General features: G+C 70.2%; 21 protein-coding genes. 11 read left to right on the forward strand and 10 right to left on the reverse strand.

Going from position 1 to position 18168, the window contains the following annotated elements; all coding sequences use genetic code 11:
• Positions 1-41: 41 nt before the first annotated feature.
• Both ACQP2T_RS08325 and ACQP2T_RS08330 read left to right on the forward strand, forming a co-directional pair.
• Positions 42-980, forward strand: coding sequence for a Gfo/Idh/MocA family protein (locus ACQP2T_RS08325; RefSeq protein WP_433515599.1), 939 nt, complete (start codon positions 42-44; stop codon positions 978-980).
• A gap of 28 nt (positions 981-1008) precedes the next feature.
• Complete coding sequence (locus ACQP2T_RS08330) at positions 1009-1818, forward strand: TIM barrel protein (RefSeq protein ID WP_433515600.1); 810 nt, start codon at positions 1009-1011, stop codon at positions 1816-1818.
• On the opposite strand, the gene ACQP2T_RS08335 is transcribed toward ACQP2T_RS08330, so the two are convergent.
• The 3 genes from ACQP2T_RS08335 to ACQP2T_RS08345 form a co-directional block, all read right to left on the reverse strand.
• Positions 1802-2962, reverse strand: coding sequence for an MFS transporter (locus ACQP2T_RS08335; protein WP_433515601.1), 1161 nt, complete (start codon positions 2960-2962; stop codon positions 1802-1804). The genes ACQP2T_RS08330 and ACQP2T_RS08335 overlap by 17 nt on opposite strands.
• A gap of 89 nt (positions 2963-3051) precedes the next feature.
• Positions 3052-3942: an SDR family NAD(P)-dependent oxidoreductase gene (locus ACQP2T_RS08340; protein WP_433515602.1), complete on the reverse strand. Its 891-nt coding sequence runs from the start codon at positions 3940-3942 to the stop codon at positions 3052-3054.
• A complete protein-coding gene (locus ACQP2T_RS08345; protein ID WP_433515603.1) occupies positions 3939-4646 on the reverse strand; it encodes an SDR family oxidoreductase in 708 nt (235 codons plus the stop codon). Before ACQP2T_RS08345 ends, ACQP2T_RS08340 begins: the two co-directional genes overlap by 4 nt.
• Before the next feature lie 73 nt (positions 4647-4719).
• Between ACQP2T_RS08345 and ACQP2T_RS08350 the strand changes: the two genes are divergently transcribed.
• Positions 4720-5271 (forward strand): TetR/AcrR family transcriptional regulator, encoded by a 552-nt coding sequence (locus ACQP2T_RS08350; RefSeq protein ID WP_433515604.1) that lies wholly within the window; start codon positions 4720-4722, stop codon positions 5269-5271.
• A gap of 97 nt (positions 5272-5368) precedes the next feature.
• Positions 5369-6019, forward strand: coding sequence for a DUF1707 SHOCT-like domain-containing protein (locus tag ACQP2T_RS08355; protein ID WP_433515605.1), 651 nt, complete (start codon positions 5369-5371; stop codon positions 6017-6019).
• 20 nt (positions 6020-6039) lie between these two features.
• Here ACQP2T_RS08355 and glpX read toward each other — a convergent pair whose 3' ends face one another.
• Positions 6040-7074 (reverse strand): class II fructose-bisphosphatase, encoded by a 1035-nt coding sequence (glpX, locus tag ACQP2T_RS08360; protein WP_433515606.1) that lies wholly within the window; start codon positions 7072-7074, stop codon positions 6040-6042.
• 82 nt (positions 7075-7156) lie between these two features.
• Between glpX and ACQP2T_RS08365 the strand changes: the two genes are divergently transcribed.
• From ACQP2T_RS08365 to ACQP2T_RS08375, 3 genes are all read left to right on the forward strand, one after another.
• Positions 7157-7756, forward strand: coding sequence for a TetR/AcrR family transcriptional regulator (locus tag ACQP2T_RS08365; protein ID WP_433515607.1), 600 nt, complete (start codon positions 7157-7159; stop codon positions 7754-7756).
• 86 nt (positions 7757-7842) lie between these two features.
• Positions 7843-8379, forward strand: a complete 537-nt coding sequence (locus tag ACQP2T_RS08370; RefSeq protein WP_433515608.1) for a DUF4245 domain-containing protein — start codon at positions 7843-7845, stop codon at positions 8377-8379.
• 121 nt (positions 8380-8500) lie between these two features.
• Positions 8501-8767, forward strand: a complete 267-nt coding sequence (locus ACQP2T_RS08375) for an exodeoxyribonuclease VII small subunit (protein WP_225296495.1) — start codon at positions 8501-8503, stop codon at positions 8765-8767.
• A 79-nt stretch (positions 8768-8846) separates the two neighbouring features.
• Here the strand turns inward: ACQP2T_RS08375 and ACQP2T_RS08380 are convergent, their stop codons facing one another.
• Positions 8847-9257: a nitroreductase family deazaflavin-dependent oxidoreductase gene (locus ACQP2T_RS08380; protein WP_433515609.1), complete on the reverse strand. Its 411-nt coding sequence runs from the start codon at positions 9255-9257 to the stop codon at positions 8847-8849.
• 88 nt (positions 9258-9345) lie between these two features.
• Here ACQP2T_RS08380 and ACQP2T_RS08385 point away from each other — a divergent pair, with 88 nt between their 5' ends.
• Complete coding sequence (locus ACQP2T_RS08385; protein ID WP_433515610.1) at positions 9346-9936, forward strand: TetR/AcrR family transcriptional regulator; 591 nt, start codon at positions 9346-9348, stop codon at positions 9934-9936.
• Positions 9937-10059: 123 nt separating this feature from the next.
• On the opposite strand, the gene xseA is transcribed toward ACQP2T_RS08385, so the two are convergent.
• A complete protein-coding gene (gene xseA, locus ACQP2T_RS08390) occupies positions 10060-11316 on the reverse strand; it encodes an exodeoxyribonuclease VII large subunit (protein ID WP_433515611.1) in 1257 nt (418 codons plus the stop codon).
• A 27-nt stretch (positions 11317-11343) separates the two neighbouring features.
• Positions 11344-12435, reverse strand: a complete 1092-nt coding sequence (locus ACQP2T_RS08395; RefSeq protein WP_433515612.1) for a hypothetical protein — start codon at positions 12433-12435, stop codon at positions 11344-11346.
• Positions 12436-12533: 98 nt separating this feature from the next.
• On the opposite strand from ACQP2T_RS08395, the gene ACQP2T_RS08400 reads away from it, so the two are divergent.
• The gene (locus tag ACQP2T_RS08400) at positions 12534-13499 is read left to right on the forward strand and encodes a 4-hydroxy-3-methylbut-2-enyl diphosphate reductase (RefSeq protein WP_433515613.1); all 966 of its coding nucleotides are present in this window, start codon (positions 12534-12536) and stop codon (positions 13497-13499) included.
• A gap of 88 nt (positions 13500-13587) precedes the next feature.
• Here the strand turns inward: ACQP2T_RS08400 and ACQP2T_RS08405 are convergent, their stop codons facing one another.
• Both ACQP2T_RS08405 and ACQP2T_RS08410 read right to left on the reverse strand, forming a co-directional pair.
• Positions 13588-14097 carry a DUF6542 domain-containing protein gene (locus ACQP2T_RS08405; RefSeq protein WP_433515614.1) on the reverse strand — a complete coding sequence of 170 codons (510 nt, stop codon included), beginning with the start codon at positions 14095-14097 and terminating at the stop codon, positions 13588-13590.
• A 14-nt stretch (positions 14098-14111) separates the two neighbouring features.
• Positions 14112-15314 carry a DNA recombination protein RmuC gene (locus ACQP2T_RS08410; protein WP_433519737.1) on the reverse strand — a complete coding sequence of 401 codons (1203 nt, stop codon included), beginning with the start codon at positions 15312-15314 and terminating at the stop codon, positions 14112-14114.
• A 164-nt stretch (positions 15315-15478) separates the two neighbouring features.
• Here ACQP2T_RS08410 and ACQP2T_RS08415 point away from each other — a divergent pair, with 164 nt between their 5' ends.
• Together ACQP2T_RS08415 and ychF are read left to right on the forward strand one after the other, a co-directional pair.
• Positions 15479-16252: a hypothetical protein gene (locus tag ACQP2T_RS08415; RefSeq protein ID WP_433515615.1), complete on the forward strand. Its 774-nt coding sequence runs from the start codon at positions 15479-15481 to the stop codon at positions 16250-16252.
• Positions 16253-16263: 11 nt separating this feature from the next.
• A complete protein-coding gene (ychF, locus tag ACQP2T_RS08420; RefSeq protein WP_357944103.1) occupies positions 16264-17340 on the forward strand; it encodes a redox-regulated ATPase YchF in 1077 nt (358 codons plus the stop codon).
• A 167-nt stretch (positions 17341-17507) separates the two neighbouring features.
• Here ychF and ACQP2T_RS08425 read toward each other — a convergent pair whose 3' ends face one another.
• Positions 17508-18050 (reverse strand): hypothetical protein, encoded by a 543-nt coding sequence (locus ACQP2T_RS08425; RefSeq protein ID WP_433515616.1) that lies wholly within the window; start codon positions 18048-18050, stop codon positions 17508-17510.
• Positions 18051-18168: the final 118 nt, after the last annotated feature.

Below are 18168 nucleotides of genomic sequence, written 5' to 3' on the forward strand. Positions count from 1 at the left end.
GGTCGCGCTTAGAAAGAAATCCCCACTTCATTGGAGGCGCCATGCGCGTGGGACTGCTGGGCTTGGGCAGGATCGGCGCGTTTCACGCGGCCACCCTGGCCGCACATCCGCTGGTGGACGAGCTGATCGTCTCGGATCCCGTACGTGAGTCGCCGTACGGCAGGCCGGGCGACCCCTTCGAGGCGGACGTGCTGGTCATCGCCTCGCCGACCAGCACGCACGCCGAGCTCCTGCTGAAGGCATGCGGGCTGGGCATCCCGGTGTTCTGCGAGAAACCGGTCGCGGGGAGCGTCAAGGAGACCGTGGAGGTGCTCGCGGCCAGCCGGGGCAACCGGGTGCAGATCGGCTTCCAGCGCAGGTTCGACCCCGGTTACATCGACGCGGCGATGGCGCTGCGCGGGGGTGAGCTGGGGGAGTTGCACCGGGTTCACCTCATCACCGCGGATCCGGCGCCGCCGCCCGCCGAGTACATCCCGCTGTCCGGCGGTCTCTACCGCGACTGCCACATCCACGACTTCGACATCCTGCGCTGGGTGACAGGACGCGAGGTGGTGTCCGTGTACGCGACCGGCGCGAACCGGGGCGCCGCCTTCTTCGGCGCGGCGGGCGACGTCGACACCAGCGCCGCGCTGCTCACGCTCGACGACGGCACGCTGGCCACGCTGCAGGGCTCCCGCTACAACGGCGCCGGCTACGACGTGCGCATGGAGCTGGCCGGTACGAAGGGCACCCGGGCCGTCGGCCTCGGGCCGCGCGCGCCCCTGACCAGCTCGGAGGGTCTGCAACCGCCCGGGGAGCCGTGGCCCGACTTCGTCACCCGCTTCGCCGACGCGTACGCGGCCGAGATCGACTGCTTCCTCCGCAGCGACGTGAGCCTGTGCACCATCGAAGACGCACTGGCGGCCCTGTACGTCGCCGAGGCCGCCGAGCTCTCCCGCCGCGAACACCGTCCGGTCGAGGTCGCCGAGGTGACGCCATGAACCTGGCTATCGATTTGGAGGTAGCGCCATGAACCTGGCTGGAGCGCCCATCTCGTGGGGCGTGTGCGAGGTGCCCGGCTGGGGCTTCCAGCTTCCGCCCGAGCGGGTGCTCGCCGAGATGCGCGACCTCGGCCTCACCGCGACCGAGCTGGGCCCGGACGGCTTCCTGACGCCCGCCCTCATCGAGGAGTACGGCCTGAGCGTCGCGGGCGGGTTCGTGCCCGTGGTGCTGCACGATCCGGGCCACGACCCGCTCCCCGGGCTGCCTTCCGACCCGCCGGGCATGCTCGTGCTGGCGGCGGCCACCGGCGCCGACGGTTACGACACCAGGCCGGTCCTCGACGAGAAGGGCTGGGCGACGCTGCTGGCCAACCTCGACCGGATCGCCGCGGCGTACGGCCGTGGAGTGTCTCTCCACCCGCACGTCGGCACCATGATCGAGACCCGCGAGGAGGTCGGCCGGGTGCTCGGCGGCAGCTCGATCCCGCTCTGCCTGGACACCGGGCACCTGCTGATCGGCGGCACCGACCCGGCCGCCCTGGCCGCGGCCGAACCCGGCCGCGTCGCGCACGTCCACCTCAAGGACGTCGACGCGTCGCTCGCCCGGCAGGTCGCCCGCGGCGAGCTCACGTACACGCAGGCCGTGCGCGCGGGCGTCTACCGGCCGCTCGGGCAGGGCGACGTGGACATCGCGGGCATCGTCTCCGGCCTCGAGAGCAGCGGCTACCAGGGCTGGTACGTCATGGAGCAGGACGTGGTCCTGTCCGGGCCGGGGGACGAGCCGGTCCACGACGTAGGGCGGAGCCTCGCCTATCTAGGGGTCATGCGATCTCTTTGACCCGTCGCGGCTCGAATCCCCTGGCCAGGACGATGATCACGGCGGACAGCACCAACGGCGCGGCGAACGCCACCTGCATGTCACTGGCACTGGCGATGCCACCGACCAGCGCCGCGCCCACGATGAAGCCGACGTAGTTGAACATGTTGACCCGCGCGATGGCCACCCCCGTCCCCGCCGGGTCGAGCCGCCCCGCCGCCGAGAACGACTGCGGCGCGATCACCGACAGCCCCACCCCGGTCAGGCCGAACGCCAGGATGGCCAGCGGCTGACTGGGCGCCAGGACGATGCCCAGGAAGCCGAGGGCGGCGATCCCGCCGCCGATCCTGACGATCGCCGCCGGTCCGTACTTCCTGACGGCGACGTCGCCGCCGAGCCTGATCAGCAGCGTGGTGGCCTGGTAGGCGGCGTAGGCCAGCGGGACGACCGCGGGGCTCGCGGCCAGCACCTGCTGCATGTAGACGGTGCTGAAGTTGGAGACCGAGGCGTCCCCGACGTACAGGAAGGCCATCGCCAGGCAGAGCGGGATGATCGGCTTCCACGGGAACCCGCCGGTGGCCGTCGCGGTGGTCTCCTCGACCTTCTCCTCCTCGACGGTGCACAGCTGCGGCCCGGCGTACAGGGAGCCCGCCACCGCCACGACCATCGGAACGGTCATCGTGACGATCAAGGGAAGCTCGGCCGCGACCGATGCCCACAGCGCCCCGGCCGTGCTGAACACGCTCCACATGCAGTGGAAACCGTTCAGCACGGCCCGCCCGTAACGACGTTCGACCGCCACGCCCTGCATGTTGATGCCCGCGTCGACCGCGCCGAGCCCGAGGCCGAACAGCAGCAACGCGAGCACCAGCAGCGGCACGCTCGGCGCGAGGGCGATGAGCACCACGGCGGCGGCCACGACCGGCTGCGCGATGCGGAGCAGCGGCTTGCTGCCCCGGCGCGAGGCGAACCAGCCGGCGCCCGCGCTGCCCATCCCGGCGAAGACCGGCACGATGAGCAGCAGGATCGTCAGGGCGCCCTCGTCGAGCCGGTGTTTGGTCTGCAGGTTCGCGACCTGGGCGAGCAACGTGATGAACGAGAGGCCCTGCACCGCGTACACGACGAACGTGGCTATGCGGGCCTGGCGATCACGAGGAGTCGGCACGGCGGCCTCCTGATGGGGGGAACGTGAGGCGGGGTCAGGTTAGCCGCTTGGCCAGCCCTTTCGCCACCATCCCACGGCCCTGTCGCGGATCAGCCCAGCGCTCGCCGTACGAGATCGTCACTGAGCTCGCGCAACCGCTTGCGCGCCGCGAGGTCGTACGCCTGGGCGTCGGCCCGGCTCTCCCGCAGCCCGTCGAAGTAACGCCCGCTCACGCCGTCGAGCCCGTCGATCAACTGCCGCGTCGCCGCCACGCCCTCGTCGACCGTGCTCATCACCGGCGCGCCCGCCTCACGGACCATCGTGGTGTCCATGTACGTGGCCGGATGCAGGGCGTTGACCGTCACGCCGCGCCCGGCCAGTTCCTCGGCCAGGTCGAAGGTGAACATGATCTGCGCGAGCTTGCTCTGGTTGTACGCGCGCCGACGCTCGTAGCCGCGGGTCAGCATCGGGTCGGCGAAGTCGATCGCCTGTTGTCCGATCGAGGCGACGTTCACCACCTTCGACGGCGCCGACCGGACGAGCAGCGGGAGCAGCCGCCGGGTCAGGTGGTATCCGGCCAGGTAGTTGACCGCGAAGCGGAGCTCGACGCCGTCTTGGCTCTCCGCGCGGCCGGAGCCAGGCGGACCGCCGCCCACCCCGGCGTTGTTGACCAGCACGTCGAGCCGGTCGAACCGATCGAGCACCTCGTCGGCCAGCCGATCCACCTGGCGCAGATCGGCCAGATCGGCCAGAACGCCCTCGGTAGTGCCACCCGAGTCAGCCCTGGCCCGCTCCGGGTCGGCCCGCTCTGCGCCGGCCCGTGTCCGCTTCGGGTCGGCCCGCGTCTGCTCCGGATCGGTCCCCTCTGCGTCGGCCCGCGCCCGCCGTACCCGCTCCGGGTCGCGTCCGTGCACGATGACGCGGTCGCCGGCGGCGGCGAGCCGTCGCGCCAGCTCCCGCCCGAGCCCGTCCGTCGCGCCGGTGATCAGGATCGTCCTCATGCCTTCAGCCTGCCCCCTCCGTCGACGGTCAGCACCGTTCCGGTGACGAAGGAGTTGCCCACCACGTAGGCGATCGTCGCCGCCACGTCCTCCGGCCGGCCCACCCGGCCGACCGGCGAGCTCCCCGCCGCGTGGGCGAACAGGGCCTCCCGCGCCTCGTCGGGGAGCCCGGACCACCACTCGGTGTCGATCACGCCGGGGGAGACGGCGTTCACCCGGATCGGGCCGAGTTCGACCGCCAGGCCGGGCACCGCGGCCTCGATCGCGCCGTTCACCGCCGCCAGAGCGGACACGCCGGGGAAGGCCGAGCCCGCCGACGCCGCGGTCACGAACGTGATCGAACCCTTGGGATCGAGTACGTCCAGAACGGCCTGCGCGGTCAGCAGGTGCGGGATCAGCTTGTTCTGTACGGCCTCGACCAGCGCCTCCCGCGTCAGTGAGCGCAGCGGCCCGGCGGGCCCGCGGCCGGTCACGGTGATGATCAGGTGGTCGATGGCACCGGTACGGGCGAAGAGATCGCGCATCGCCTCGGTGTCACGGGCGTCCACGGCCTCGCCCGAGGCCCGGTCGCCGAGCAGCTTCACCGCGGCCGCCACCCGCTCGGGGGACCGGCCGGTGATGACCACCTCGGCGCCGTCGGCCGCCAGTCGGGCCGCCGTCGCCAGCCCGATGCCCGTGGTGCCGCCAATGATCACGACTCGCATCGTGTTTCCTCCTAATTCAAGACATCTTGCCTCGAAACTATATCGAGGCATAGTGTCTTGTAAAGTGGCGGGCATGGTAGGCAGACCGCGTAGCGAGGTGGCCAGGAAGGCGATCCTCAAGGCCGCGCTCGACCTGTGCGAGCGCGACGGATACCCGAACGTCACCCTGAAGGGCGTCGCCGCCGTGGCGGGCGTCGGCAGGCAGACCCTCTACCGCTGGTGGCCGACCAAGCGCGAGGTGCTGCTGGAGGCGATGACCGACCTGGTGGGGGCCGAGATGCAGCCACCGCCCGTCAGCGGGGACGCGGGGGCGGACCTGGTCGTGTTCCTGCGCGAGACGTTCGCGGTGGCCCATGGCGTGGCCGGGCGGGTGGTCGTGGGCCTCATGGCCGACGCCCAGGCCGACCCCCGGTTCGCCGAGGAGCTGCGGGCCAGGCTCATCGGCCCGCGCCGGCAGGCATTGAGGTCGGTGCTGGAGCGCGGCGCGCTCCCGGCCGACGTGGACGTGGAGCTCGCGGTCGATCTGATCTTCGGCGCCATGTGGTACCGCCTGCTCAACCGCCACGCCGAAGTCGACGAGAGGCTCGCGGAGGAGATAGCGGCCCTGGTCGCGCGGCTCGGCTGACGCTCGGCTGATTCTCGGCTGACTTTCGGGGCACTTTCGGCTGGCGCGGCGACCGAGGCGCGAGCGAAGTGGCCGACTGCCGGATATCGTCAGAAGTGTGAATGAACGCCCGGGATCCTGGTTGCCACGCCTGCAAGAGGTCGGAGAACGGCTGGCCGAGGAATGGGTCTCGGCACGCCGCCCCAAAGAGGATGACAGCGCCCCGCGCCCGGCCGAACTACGCGCCTCCGACGACGATCGCGAGCGGTTCGTCCAGGTGCTCCAGGACGCCCACGCCGACGGCCGCCTCATGCTCGACGAGCTGGAGGAACGGCTCGGCGTCGTCTACGCGGCCCGGACGCTGGGCGAGCTCGCCGCGGTGACGGCCGACCTGCTGCCGGCGGAGCAGCAACCGCTGAACCTCGACGGCAGGCCGGTGTCGGCGTTCTTCAAACAGGAGCAGCGCGGCGGACGCTGGGTGGTGCCCGCCGAGCTGAGCGTGACCGCCATGTTCGGCACCACCAAGCTGGACCTCCGCGAAGCCATCCTGCAGAACCGGCGCGTCATCATCAACGCGACGCTGGTCTTCGGCGGCCTGGAGATCCACGTGCCCGAGGGCCTTGAGGTGATCCGCGTCGCCAAGGGCAGCACGGTCCGGCTGACCAAGCAGCCGACCGAGCCCGAAGCACCGGTGGTGGAGGTGCGCACCACGAACTTCGCGGGCGAGGTCAAGGTCAAAGAGCCGCCCCGCCGCAAGCGCCGCCGCTGATCCTTATCCCTATCCGGTCCCTATCCAGCCGTGTCGAAGTTGATCGCGCTGTAGGCGCGCAGCTTCGTGAGCTGGTGCTCGCTGTCCACCTTGCGGATGGTGCCGGAACGCCCGCGCATCACCAGCGAGTGCGTCAGCGCAACCCCGCCCCTGAACCGTACGCCCTGCATGAGCTCGCCCTGCGTGATGCCCGTCGCCGCGAAGAACACGTCCTCCGAACGCACCAGGTCGTTCGTGGTCAGCACCTGGCCGAGGTCGAGCCCGGCGTCGAGCGCCTTGCGCCGCTCGGCGTCGTCGCGCGGCCACAGCTTGCCCTGGATGACGCCGCCCAGGCACTTGAGCGCGCACGCGGCCACGATGCCCTCGGGCGTGCCGCCGATGCCCAGCATCAGGTCGATGCCGGTGTCGGCGCGGGCCGCCATGATCGCACCCGCCACGTCGCCGTCGACGATGAACTTGATCCGCGCCCCGGTCTCCCTGATCTCCTTGACCATCTGCTCGTGCCGTGGGCGATCGAGTACGACGACCGTCACGTCGGAGGACGAACAGCCCTTCGCCCTGGCGACCGCCTGGATGTTCGTGGCCACCGGAGCCTCGATGTCGACCACGTCAGCGGCGTCGGGGCCGGTGACCAGCTTCTCCATGTAGAACACGGCCGACGGGTCGTACATCGAGCCGCGCTCGCTCACCGCGATCACCGACACCGCGTCCGGCATGCCGAGCGCCGTCAGCCGGGTGCCGTCGATCGGATCCACGGCCACGTCGCAGTCGGCGCCGCTGCCGTCGCCGACGCGCTCGCCGTTGAACAGCATCGGGGCGTGGTCCTTCTCGCCCTCCCCGATGACCACCACCCCGTTCATCGACACGGTGTTGATCAGCTGGCGCATCGCGTTGACCGCGGCGCCGTCCGCGCCGTTCTTGTCGCCCCTGCCCACCCAGCGGGCCGCCGCCATCGCGGCCGCCTCGGTGACGCGTACGAGTTCCAGGGCCAGGTTGCGATCAGGGGCGCGCTCTCCCGTGGCCAGCGCTGCGGGTACGGACGTCTGATCGGACATGATGAAGGGCCTCCTCGTGGACAAACTGTCTCGATCGTAGTTGTCCCTGTATCCCCGGTCACCGGAGGATAATGTGCCTGCCATGAGCAGCGATGTGGAACAACCGGCGACAGCCCGCACCTCCGGGCGAGGCGCGGCCACGCGCAGCGCGCTACTCAAGGCCGCCAGAGACGTCTTCGTCTCCAAGGGTTTCGCCGAGGCCGGAGTGACCGATGTGGTGGCCAAGGCCGATGCCAGCGTGGGCAGTCTCTACCACCACTTCTCCGGCAAGGCCGACCTCTACCTCACGCTGTTCGAGGAGTGGCAGGGCAGGCAGGCCCAGCGGACCAAGCAGGCCGCCCGCGAGGCTCGCGCCGAAGGAGAGAACGACCCGATGCGGGTCTTCATCCGCGCCGCCCGCGCCTACCTCGACGGGTGCATCGAGGAACGCGAGCTCGCCGCGCTGTTCCTGCGCGGCGACGGGCCGCCCGGCTTCGAGCTCGTCATGCGCGCCCGCCTGCGCAAATGGGCCGAGCGCAACGCCGCGCTCTTCGAGGACCAGGAGGCGCTGGTGGTCGTCCTCACGGGCGCGCTCGCGGCCGCCGTCTCCGAGGTGGTGCTGTCGGACGACCCCGGGCTGGCCGAGGACGTGCTCGCCATCATCGGCCAGATCCGCCCGGCCGCTTCGTCGAGCGGCGGGTAGATCCGCCCGCCCGTTCGGTCGGGCGGCGGGTAGATCCGCCTGGCCGCTTCGTCGGGCGGCACCACCAGCGGGTAATCTCGCCAGTTGTGCGACGGTTCACGGAAGGTTTCTACGGCTACGCGGTAGCCCTGCTCGTCTGTCTCGTGGGGATAGGGCTTTTCCTGCTGGTCACGCCGCAGAGCCGGGAGGAGCACATCCCCAAGCTCGACTACTCCATCACCGTCGCCAACTTCGGGCATGACGTGCCCTACCAGGTGTGGGCGCCCGCGAAGGACCCTGCGGGCTGGATCCCCAACAGCAACAAGATCGCCAAGGGGTCCGGCGGGGCCAAGGTCCTCTACCTGGGCTATGCGACGGCCAAGAGGCAGCACGCCATGTTCGCGCAGAGCGACGAGAAGCCGGCCGCCGGGTTCGCCGACCGGATGGCCAACTCCAACCGGGCCGTGGGCACCCAGCAGGTGGCCGGGCAGCCCTGGGAGCAGCGCTTCCGCGAGGACAAGAACCAACGCTCGCTGATCCGGGTGCTGCCGGAGGTCACACTGGTCGTCACCGGCACGGCCGACTGGACCGAACTGGGCGAACTGGCCGCCATCCTCCAGCAGCGACCGAAGCCGACAAGCTGACCCGCGCCTCCGACCTGGAGGTGATGGGCCGACGACCCGCACCTTCGGCCGGGAGTCGGTGGCCGGAGGCGAGAGGCTGAGCCGCTCCTCGCCGCGGCTCCTCGGCGGGCCAGGGCGCGGGATGTCGGTGCCTGACTCTAGGGTGGTGCCCGTGGCAGAAGAGAAGGCACCCTCATACGAGCAGGCCCGCGAGGAGCTGACCGAGGTGGTGCGCCGCCTGGAGACGGGCGGGCTCACCCTGGAGCAGTCGATCGAGCTGTGGGAGCGCGGCGAGAAGCTGGCCGCCATCTGCGAGGAGTGGCTACAGGGCGCCAGGGTGAAGCTCGCCGCCGCCATGGCCCGCCGCGCCGACCCCACCACCAACCAGTCAGACGACGCCCCGTTCTAGCCGCCCGCAGCCGGACAACGCCCCGCAGTTGGACGATGCCCGCCAGCCGGTCGACGCTCGTTCTGGCCGCTGGTGCCCGTCAGGCGGCGCGGTGGAGGGCCACCACCGGGATGCGGCGGGTGGTCTTCTCCTGATACTCCGCGAAACCCGGGGCGATCGTGACCACGTGGGCATAGAGCCTGTCGCGCTCTTCCTCGCCCACGACCTCGGCCGTGAGCTCGTACGTCTCCGTCCCGATCTCGGCGGTCACCTCGGGGTTGGCCACCAGGTTGTGGTACCACGCCGGGTGGCGGTCCGCGCCGGCGTACGAGGCGATGACGATGTAGCGGCCACCGTCCTCGAAGTACATCACCGGGCTGGTCGTGCGCTTGCCGCTCTTGGCGCCCGTGGTCGTCAGAAGCACCAGGTTGGCACCCTCGAACGGGCCGCCGACCTTGCCCTTGTTGGCGCGGAACTCGGCGATGATCTGCTCGTTGAAGTCGTTCGCCATGATCGCTCCTCGAATCGGAAATTTCTCCATTTATGGCAGCCAAAGCCTAGCCGGAGAAATTTCCGTTTACCACGTTTATGCTCAGTCTGTGTGCGAGCGTCGATCCCTGCCGATCATCGGGCAGCCCCAGCCCGAACGGGCTGACGCGGCCCGCAACAGGCAGAAGATCATCGAAGTGGCCGCCAAGATGGTCGCCGACGGGTGTATCGGCCGGCTCTCCCTCGACGAGGTCGCCCGTGAGGCGTGCGTGGGGGTCGGCACCGTCTACCGTCGCTTCGGGGATCGGGCGGGGCTGGTGCTGGCGCTGATCGACGATCGCGAGCGGCGCTTCCAAGAGGACTTCCTGCGCGGCCCGCCGCCGATCGGGCCGGGCGCGCCTCCTGCCGAGCGGATCAGGGCGTTCCTGCACGCGCTGATCGATCGGGTGGTGGAGCAGATGGATCTGTTCCTGCTGCTCGGGCCGCCGACCGCGCAGCTCAGTGGGGCGTACAGGGCGCATCACACCCACCTGGCTGGCCTCCTCGCCCAGGTACGCCCGGAAGGCGCGAGTTTCCTGGCCGACGCGCTGCTGGCGCCGATCAACGCCCATCTGCTCCAGTACCAGCGGGACGGACGCGGCATGTCGATCGAGGAGATCAAGGCCGGATTCGACACCCTGACCCAGGCGATCAGGACCTGAGGCAGAGCAGGTCGCCCTCGGAGTTCGGTCCGGGCGGTTTCGAAAGCAGGCCGGCCTGGTAGGCGGTCTCGAGGGCGGATCTCCTAGGAGGTGTTCGAGAGCAGGCCGTCTTTGAAAGCCGGTTCAGGAGGCGGTTTCGTCGGAAGCCTTCTTGCGGGTGGTCTTGCGGGGTTTGGCGGGGTCTTCCGTACGGACGGTCAGGCGGTCGTCGCTGAGCCGGATCGTCAGCAGGGAGCCGGGGGCCACGTCCTTGGCCAGCCGGACGACCTCCCCGGACGGATCCTGGACGATGGCGTAGCCCCGTTCGAGCGTGGCGGCGGGTGAGAGGGCGACGAGCCGGGCGCGGAGATGCGACAGTGAGTCCTCCGCGCGGTCGAGTGAGCCGCCCAGCGAGCGCCTGGTCCGGTCGCGGAGCGCCTCGACCTGCTCGGCCCGGCGTTCGAGCTCGCGCACCGGGTCGGCCAGCGAGGGCCGGGAGCGCGCCGACGTCAGCCAGGACATCTCCCGGTCGAGCCAGCCGCCGAGCACCCTGCGACCCCTGTCACGCAGCTGGCGCACCAGCGTGAGCTGCTCGCCCACGTCGGGCACCACCTTCTTGGCGGCGTCGGTCGGCGTCGAGGCCCGTACGTCGGCCACCAGGTCGAGCAGGGGACTGTCCTGCTCGTGGCCGATCGCGCTCACGACAGGAGTGCGGCAGGCGGCCACGGAGCGCACCAGTGTCTCGTCGGAGAACGGCAGGAGGTCTTCCAGGGAGCCGCCGCCACGGGCGATGACGATCACGTCGATCTCGGCGTCCGCGTCGAACTTGCGCAGCGCCTCGGTGACCTCGCCCACGGCGTACGGGCCCTGGACGGCCACCTCCTCGACCTTGAACCGCACGGCCGGCCAGCGGCGCCTGGAGTTTTCCAGCACGTCACGCTCCGCCGCCGAGTCGCGGCCACAGATCAGCCCGACCGTGCCGGGCAGAAACGGCAGCCGCCGCTTCCTGTCGGCGTTGAACAGGCCCTCGGCGGCCAGCAGCTGGCGCAGTCGTTCGAGCCGCGCGAGCAGCTCGCCCACGCCGATCGGCCTGATCTCCAGCGCGGTGAAGGCGAACGAGCCCTTGTTGACCCAGAAGTCGGGCTTGACGTGCACCACGACCCGCGCGCCGTCGGCCGGGCGGGGCATGGTCGCTTCGTAGACGCCGCGCGGGGCGGTGACCCGGGCCGACACGTTGGCCACCGGGTCGCGCAGCGTCATGAACACCGTGCCGCCACGCGCGCTCAGATCGGTGATCTGGCCCTCGACCCAGACCGTGCCCAGCTTGCCGATCCAGCCGCCCACCATCTGCAGGACGGTGCGGATCGGCAGCGGAGACTCGGGCGAGGTCTTCGAGGTCATGGCGGAAGACTACGGTGCCAGGACGACTTATTCCCCGGCCTGCAGCTTGACCAGGCGGTTCTCGAACATCCGGACGACCTCGGGCCGCCCGCTCGTTGCCTTCTCGTACGCGATGAGCTCGGTGATCTGCTCGGCCGACTTGCCGCGCATCCTGGCGCGCAGGGAGGCGACAGTCAGCTCGGAGTAGCCGGGCAGCGGCTCGTCCAGGTCGGTGGCGGCCTTCGTGTCGGTGGCGGCCGCTGCCTCGGCGGTGGCCTTCGCCTTGGGGCTGGCCTCCGCCTCGGTGGTCGCCTTTGTCTCGTCGGCGGTCACCGTCTCCGTGGCGGCCTTGGCCTTGGGGGCGGCCTTCGGCTTGGCGGCGGCCCGGGGCTTGGCAGGGGTGCGCGGCTTGGTGGCCCGCGCGGGCTTGACCTCGACGGGCTCCGGCGCGACGACCGGCTCCGCCCCGGCCACCGGCTCGACGGCGACAGCGGGCTCGACGGTGGCGACTTCAGGCTCGGTGGCGACTTCAGGCTCAGGGGCGACCGCAGGCTCGACGATGGCGGCCTCGGGCTCGGGCGCGATCTTGGGCTCAGGGACGGCGACGGGTTCGGGCGCGACAGCGGGCTCAACGGTCGCGGCCTCGGACGTGGCAACCGGTTCGGTCGCGGCCACCGGCTCGGGGGCGGCGGTCGGCTCGGGGGTGGTCACCGGGGCGGGCGCGGCGGCAGCGGTCTCGGTGGTGGTTGCCTCGGGCTTCGGCTTGGCCGCCGGGGCGAAGATGACCGGGTCCGGCTTGGTCTTGGGGGAGCCGTTGGACGCGGGAGTGTCGGACGGCGTGGGACGCGGCGCGAAGATGACCGGCTCCTTGCGAGCGGGCTTCGCCACCTCTTCATCCGCAGAAGCAGGCGTCACCTGGTCGGCGGCGGACGGGCGGGAGTCGTGGTCCGCCTCCTTGTCCTCCTTGCCGCCGATCCCCTTGATCGAGTTCTTCATCCGGTCGACGAGCAGCAGCGCCTGACCAGCCGCGCTCAAAGTGGTCTGGATCACGAGGAGGGGAAGGTCTTTGGCCTTCTCCTTCAGCTCGTCCTTGTTGGTGATGGTCTTCGTGATGTTGCGTATCACGTCGCTGAAGGACATGACGTCTCCCTGGGAGGTCTGTATTGGACGGCTAGTCTGGCACGGCGGGCAACCACGCACGCGCGGGCCTGCTGGCCGCTCCACGTAGCATAAGAAGTATGGAGCCCCAGACCCCCACTTCCCGCCGAGTACTCGTTGCCCGGCCACGCGGCTACTGCGCCGGAGTCGATCGAGCCGTGGTGGCGGTCGAGAAAGCCCTGGAACAGTACGGTGCGCCCGTCTACGTGCGTAAGCAGATCGTCCACAACACGCACGTGGTCAAGACGCTGGAGGCCAGAGGCGCGATCTTCGTCGAGGAGACCGAAGAAGTGCCCGAGGGCGAGATCGTGGTGTTCTCGGCCCACGGTGTCTCACCCGCGGTGCACGACGAGGCCAGGCAACGCGGATTGCGCACGATCGACGCTACCTGCCCGCTGGTCACCAAGGTGCATAACGAGGCAAAGAGGTTCGCGGGTCAGGAATACGACATCCTGCTGATCGGACACGAGGGGCACGAAGAGGTCGAAGGCACCGCCGGTGAGGCGCCCGACCACATCCAGCTCGTCGACGGCCTCGACTCCGTCGACCGGATCCAGGTCAAGGACCCGTCCAAGCTGGTCTGGCTGTCGCAGACCACGCTCTCGGTCGACGAGACCAACGAGACGGTGGCCAAGCTCAAGGAACGCTTCCCCACGCTGATCGACCCGCCTAGCGACGACATCTGCTACGCGACGCAGAACCGCCAGGTCGCGGTCAAGGAGATCGCCGCCGAGTCGCAGCTGGTCATCGTGGTCGGGTCGGAAAACTCCTCCAACTCCAAGCGCCTGGTCGAGGTGGCCAAGGACTACGGCGCCGACGCCTCCTACCTGGTCGACAACGCCGCCTTCATCCGTGACGAGTGGCTGGAGGGCGTGACCACGGTCGGCGTGACCAGTGGCGCCTCGGTGCCGGAGGAGCTGGTCGCCGAGGTGCTGGCCCGGCTGGCCGAGCACGGGTTCGACGACGTCGCGGAGGTCGAGCCGGTCCACGAGAGCGTGCGCTTCGCACTGCCGCACGAGCTCCGCAAGGACCTCCGAGCCTCCTGACCTCGGGCGCGCGTAGCCTCGTCAGCGTCCCCGGGGCGTCACCGGCGCCCCGGGCCTGGTCAGGCTCTCGGCGTTCCCGGCGGCCGGGTCACTCCTCGGTGCGCGCCGTGCCGTACACCTTGGGCTCGAAGTAGCCCTCCGGCTCCGGTACGAACGACTGGCGCGGGCGTGGCGCTTCGGTGTCCGCCCGCAGCTCCTCGCGCAGATCCCGTACGTTGTCGCGCAGCCCGCGACGCCAGGCGACGACCAGCACGATCGCCGAGCCCGCGAACAGCCAGGGCGCCCCGCGTGACAACGAGCTGAACAGGCCGACCAGGAGCGACTGCATGATCGACAGCGCGCCGAACGCCCTGCCCAGCTCGACGAAGAACGTCGCGACGAAGAACACCAGCGGCGGCGTCACCACCAGCGACAGCAGCTCGCGCGGGTTGACCAGGAGCACGCCGAGCAGGCTCGCCACCACGAACACCGGCCCGACCACGATCGGCAGGTTGATCACGGCGGCCACGACATAGGCCGCCAGTGTGGCGATCAAGGCGAGCGCGATGGCACCGCGAGCGGTCAGCCTGACGGCTGATCGCTTGCCTCTCTCACTCATTGGCCCCCGCCCCCTTACTGCGACCCGTTGGCCAACTTACCGTTCGCGTGCGAGATCAGAGACGAGGTTTCCAGCAGTTCGGGCGAGGCCAGCGGCCTGGGCAGGCCGTCCAGCATCTCCGGAGCGTCGAGTTCGCGGTCGACGACGCCCAGATCGTGCAGCTTGCGCGCGCTGACCAGCACGCGGCTTTCGAGCGATCCCACAGTCTTGTTGTACGCCTCGACGGCCCGGGTCAGGGACTTGCCCAGGGACTCGACATTCCTTCCCAGCGACGAGAGCCGCTCGTACAACTCCTTGCCCAGCTCGAACACCGCGCGCGCGTTCTCGCTCAGCGCGGCCTGCTGCCAGGCGTATTGGGCGGTGCGCAGCATCGTGATCAGCGTGGTCGGGGTGGCGATGTGCACGCGCCGCGTCATCGCGTACTCCAGCAGCGCCGGATCCCGCTCCAGCGCGGGCGCCAGGAACGCCTCGCCGGGGATGAACAGCACCACGAACTCCGGCGACGGGTTGAACCCCTGCCAGTACGACTTGGCGGCCAGCCGGTCGACGTGCTCGCGTACGTGCCTGGCGTGCGCGTCCAGCCGCACGGTGGCCAGCGACTCGTCGGACGCCTCCGCGGCCTCCAGGTAGGCGGCCAGGGACACCTTGGAGTCGATCACGATGTTCTTGCCGCCGGCCAGCCGCACGATCATGTCGGGCCGCATGGCGCCCTCGGTGACCTGCTCGTCGAAGTCGCAGTAGCGCTGCATCCCGGCGATCTCGGCGACCCTGCGCAGCTGCAGCTCGCCCCAGCGGCCACGGGCCTCGGGCCGTTGCAGCGCCCGGACCAGCGCCGTGGTCTGCGAACGCAGCTCCGCGCTGCTCTGCCGGACGAACTCCATCTGCTTGGCCAGCTCGGCCCGGCCGGCGCGCTGGGCCGACTCGGTGTCGCGCAGCTGGGCCTCCACCCGCGTGAGCGCGTCCTTCAGTGGTTCGACCAGGTGCTCGACCGCCTGCCTGCGCTGGTCGAGGTCGCCGCTGGCCTCGGCGCGGCTGGCCGCCAGCCGGGTCTCGGCCAGCTCCAGGAAGCGGAGGTTGTTGACGTCGAGCGCGCGGGTGGACAGTGCCTGGAAGCGCTCGGCGAGCTGCTCCTCGACGTAGACGAGCTTGTCGGCGGCCGATCTGGCCTTGGCGTCGGACTCGGCCAGCCGCACCGCCGCCCGGGTGCGGGCGATCATGAACCCGATGGCCAACCCAACGGCGAGGCCGATGAGAAGCGAGACGACATCCACTCCTTCGCTGTCCACTCCAACGATGATTGCAGGTCATCGATCGCGGATCTCTCCGACACGCTTGGGCATTCCGCTTGTGCGCCTCATCGTCGGTCACTCACAGTACTTGTATGATTACCCGATGGCGGCCGACGCTGTCGCTCGTGGCGGCGCTCGCCGTGGCGGCCGGCGTGGTCGCGCTGGCGGTGGTGGTCGTCCGCGCCGGCTCCCCACGCCCCGTCGCCGCCCTGAACCCCCGGCCGGCGCTGCGGTGGGAGGCCGGCGCGTGCGTACGCCGATCCGCCGAACGCTACGACCTGACGCCCTGCAACGGCGGCGACTCCGAGGTGGTGGCCGTGTCCGCCGACCCGCCGGGGGCGGGCGCCTGCCCCGATGACGTGGACGACGTCCTGCTCATCGGCGGAGGGCGGGCCGCCTGCGTACGCAACTTCCTCGAACCGCACCCTGGCGCGCCGGGCGGTGGCGGGGGAGTGCTCAGACCGGGCGACTGCGTCGCGCTCGACGGCCGCGAGCGGCCGTGTTCGGGATCAGGCTGGTACGGCAGAGCCGTCGCCCTCGTCCGTTCACCGTCGAGTTGCCCCGCGACCACGCTCGACACGCTGACTTCGGCCGGTCCGGCACCCGGCACACCGTCCGGCGACGCCGTGATCTGCCTGGGCCGCGGCGGCAAGGTGCTCGGCCGGGGGATGTGCGTGGCCGAGCCGGGCCCCGGCCCGGTGAGCAGGTCGGCGATCGACCGGGTCGCCTGCGCGTCGCCGAGGGCCTGGGCGCGGGTGACCGCGTTCGCCGAGTCCGGCGCGAGCTGCCCGGGCAGCTCCGAACGCTACCTGGAGGCACGGGGCGCCTATCGGCCCGTGACCTGCCTGAGTCTTGTGAGCAAGTAAACTCGGCGAACGTGAGCCTCTCCATCGGCATTGTCGGTCTGCCCAACGTCGGCAAGTCCACGCTGTTCAACGCGTTGACCAAGACCGGCAACGCCCTAGCCGCGAACTACCCGTTCGCCACCATCGAGCCCAACGTGGGCATCGTGGGCGTGCCCGACGACCGGCTGCCCAAGCTGGCCGAGATCTTCTCCTCGGCGAAGGTGCTGCCCGCCAAGGTGGAGTTCGTCGACATCGCCGGCCTGGTCAAGGGCGCCTCGGAGGGGCAGGGGCGGGGCAACCAGTTCCTCGCCAACATCCGCGACACCGACGCGATCTGCCAGGTGATCCGGGTCTTCACCGACCCCGACGTCACGCACGTCGACGGCGAGATCTCCCCCAAGCGCGACATCGAGACCATCAACACCGAGTTGATCATGGCCGATCTGCAGACGGTCGAGAAGGCCGTGCCGCGCCTGCAGAAGGAGGCGCGCCACAACAAGGACAAGAAGGCCGCTCTGGAGGCCGCGGAGGCCGCTCTGGCCGTGCTCGAGACCGGCAAGACCATCTTCGAGAGCGGCCTCGACCGCGAGGAGCTGCGCGAGCTCCACCTGCTGACGGCCAAGCCGTTCCTCTACGTCTTCAACCTCGACGCCGACGAGCTGATCGACTCCGCGCTCAGGGAGCAGCTGTCCACCCTGGTCGCCCCGGCCGAGGCGGTCTTCCTCGACGCCAAGATCGAGTCGGAGCTGGTCGAGCTCGATGACGAGGAGGCGCTGGAGCTGCTGCAGTCGGTGGGTCAGGAGGAGTCCGGCCTGTCGCAGCTGGCGAGGGTGGGCTTCGAGACGCTCGGCCTGCAGACCTACCTGACGGCCGGGCCCAAGGAGACCAGGGCCTGGACGATCCGTAAGGGCGCCACCGCGCCCGAGGCCGCCGGCGTGATCCACACCGACTTCCAGCGCGGCTTCATCAAGGCCGAGGTGGTCTCGTTCGACGACCTGGTCGAGGCGGGTTCCATCGCCAGCGCCCGCTCGGTGGGCAAGGCCCGTATTGAGGGCAAGGACTATGTCATGCGTGACGGAGACGTGGTGGAGTTCCGCTTCAACGTCTAAGACGTTCGGCGAAAGGCCCTATGACCTGCGGCGGAGCGGGTTGGGCGGCCTTCGCGGTCGGCGCAGAGCTACCGTTACCGTCAGCCAGCGTTCAGGCGCTGGAGGGCCTCCTGGGCACGGAGCTGCGAAAGGTCATCGCCCGGTACTGACGTCAAGCGCTGGCTTCGCTATGCAGGGCCGCTCGGAAACAGAGGCTCGTAAGGCAGGTAATCGTCGTCCGGTACGCGCGGGACGTAGTCCGGGGCCGTGCGTGCAGCCACCGCCAGCAGGCGAGCGGCAGCCTCCTCCTCGGAGATGGAGGCAAGCCCGAGGGCGTGCAGAAGGCGGCCACGTTCGGCGTCGAAGTCCGGGTGGTCGGCCCGAAGGTCCGAGCCGAGCTCGCTGATCGCGAAGCCATTCGCCAGGTCACGCCAGAAGGGCAGCACCACGATGAGTGTGATGGCCTCGACGAGGTCGGCGCCGATCAGTGTGGCCTGGCCCTCCGAGTCGGCGTACAGGACGGGCCTCTCCTCGGCCCCGGCTTCCCCGCACAGGAAGTAAGTGCCGCCGGCGCCGCAGCCGGCTATCGGGTGTAGGGGGATCCCGCTGGGAAGGGCAAGGTCCTCAATGGGGTCCCGGCGCTCGACGTCGAAATCGCCAGGCCAGGCGAGCGCGGCAGCAAGGGAAGGCTCCTGCTCGATCCGAAGGAGTAGATCGTCTGGTGCGGTCATGGGTGGAACGTAACAGCGCCCTCGGACATCTGGTGCGGCTGGCATGCTGATCGACGCTGAAGGGGTGCTGTCAGTGGGGCATGGCACAGTTCGGCCATGAGCTACGACCTGGCGGTGT

Source organism: Nonomuraea sp. CA-143628, from assembly GCF_050942315.1.
Lineage (GTDB): Bacteria > Actinomycetota > Actinomycetes > Streptosporangiales > Streptosporangiaceae > Nonomuraea.